The sequence below is a fragment of the Pseudomonas sp. SIMBA_067 genome, assembly GCF_046534675.1.
GTDB lineage: Bacteria > Pseudomonadota > Gammaproteobacteria > Pseudomonadales > Pseudomonadaceae > Aquipseudomonas > Aquipseudomonas putida.
Genome location: NZ_JAWRYH010000950.1, coordinates 1 through 251 on the forward strand (window position 1 = coordinate 1; position 251 = coordinate 251).

Genomic DNA, 251 nt, shown 5'->3' on the forward strand with positions numbered 1-251 from the left:
CGGTCAAGCGCTGGGTCGCGGACGGGGCCTGTGTGTATGTCTGTGGCAGCCTGCAAGGGATGGCTGCCGGTGTTGATGCCGCGCTGAAGGGCATTCTCGGAGAAGCGTTGGTCGAGCAATTGATCGAAGAGGGGCGCTATCGGCGGGATGTGTACTGATCACTGCCACAACTGATACAGCCCGCCTTTGTGTAGGAGCGGCCTTGCCGGGGCGCCGGACCGGTCGGAACGGGCTGCGAAGCGGCCCCATCG

At 64.5% G+C, this 251-nt stretch carries 1 protein-coding gene; it reads left to right on the top strand.

Annotated elements, in window-relative coordinates; genetic code table 11:
- The coding region (locus SB765_RS32005) for a hypothetical protein (RefSeq protein ID WP_410932808.1) at positions 1-158 on the top strand (158 nt) is incomplete at its 5' end.
- Between the last annotated feature and the right edge of the window lie 93 nt (positions 159-251).